The following is a 1,552-nucleotide window of genomic DNA, read 5'->3' on the forward strand; positions in this document are numbered from 1 at the left end:
CGCCCAGCGAGCCGCGGCCGAAGCGGGATATGAAGCGACCGCGCTGGATTATGCGTATGCACGGCAGTCGCTTGCCGCAACGGTGGCACAGGCCTGGTACCTCGCGATCGAAACGAAACAGCTGCTCGCACTCGCCGAACATTCCGTCGACATCTATCGTCAGTTGCTCGACCTCGTCACGGTGCGGCGCTCCGCGGGCAAGGACTCGGACCTCGACGTGGCCGACATGCGCGCCAAGCTCGAACTGGCACTCAGTTCCGTGGAGGCCGCGCGCGAATCGTACGGCGAAGCGCGCCGCGGGCTGGAAGTGCTGCTCGGGCGCTATCCCGCCGCGGAGATCGAAGTCGCAACAACCTATCCGCTGCTGCCAGTGCCTCCGGCGACGGGCCTGCCCGCAGCCCTGCTCGAACGCCGTCCGGACCTCGTCGCCGCGGAGCGTCAGGTGCTTGCCGCGTTTCGTCAGGAGGAAGCGGCCAAGCTGGCGCTGCTCCCTGACTTCTCGTTCTCGTTCGCCGGCGGCCGGCTCGGGGAACCGCTCTTCTCCGCACTGAGCCTCAATCCGTGGCTCGTGACCGCCGCGATCGGCGCGTCGATCCCGATCTACACGGGCGGAGCGCTGCAAGCCCAGGTCAAGATCGCCACCGCGCAACAGGCGCTGGCGGTGGCCCGCTACGGCAGCGTCGTGCTGGTGGCATTCCGCGAGGTCGAGGACTCGATCGCGAACGAGCAACTGCTGGCGAAACGATTGCCGCTGGAAAGGAGCGCCGTCGATTCGCGCAGTGAGGCCGTGCGCATCGCCACGGTGCAGTACAAGGCCGGCCGCAGAGACTTGTTGTGGGTCTCGAACCTGCAGACGGCCGAGCTCGCTACCGAAGCGGATCTGATCAAACTATGGGGCCTGCAGCGCAGAAACCGCATCCGCCTGTATCTCGCGCTGGGCGGAAGCTTCGACTCGACACCGTCGGCGGCCTTGGCACGATAACTGGATGCGCTGCTGGACTCAAAACCGCTCTGTCATCACGATCGCGTTGTGGACGCACTCTTCAGTCTCCAGAGGGAGACGTGCCATGAAGAACTCACCGAAGATCTGGCCGATGGGTTTCCGCGTTGACGTTTTCGCTCGCCGGCTGTGCCGCGGGCGGCATGCCGGAAGGCGCGGCGCATCTGAGCGCAACGGAATGCCGCGATCTCGCCGCTTGCAAGACCAACGCGCCCATCACGCCCGAGTGCAACCGAAGTGAGCTGGCGGCGCTGGAAAAGGCGGGGTACGACCCATTCGCGTCCTTCGATCCGAACTATCCGGAAGATCTGCAGGCGGCGCAGCGTCAGGTCGAACGTTGGTATCAGGCGGATTGCCAGCAGGCCCCACCCAATTGAGGCGCACAAAGCCACGGCGGCTCGCCGGCATGTTTGCGGTTGACCTGTTGCCGATCACCGACGTGCGCGACGCCGACGCGGAGTGTTTGCAAACGAGGAGTTCCACACGTTGAGTTTTGGGAAAGAGCCGCACGCCCAACTGGTCGTGCTTCAGGGTGTGGTCGTAGAAGTACGA

At 65.1% G+C, this 1,552-nt stretch carries 1 protein-coding gene and 1 pseudogene; both read left to right on the forward strand.

Annotated elements, in window-relative coordinates; all coding sequences use genetic code 11:
* Window positions 1-982 (forward strand): TolC family protein (locus BG61_RS38375; RefSeq protein WP_035943612.1); only part of this gene is annotated, 982 nt, incomplete at its 5' end.
* Between the two features lie 85 nt (window positions 983-1,067).
* Window positions 1,068-1,377 (forward strand): annotated as a pseudogene (locus BG61_RS38380) (DUF4148 domain-containing protein).
* Window positions 1,378-1,552 lie beyond the last annotated feature (175 nt).

Source organism: Caballeronia glathei (genome assembly GCF_000698595.1).
GTDB classification, from domain to species: domain Bacteria; phylum Pseudomonadota; class Gammaproteobacteria; order Burkholderiales; family Burkholderiaceae; genus Caballeronia; species Caballeronia glathei.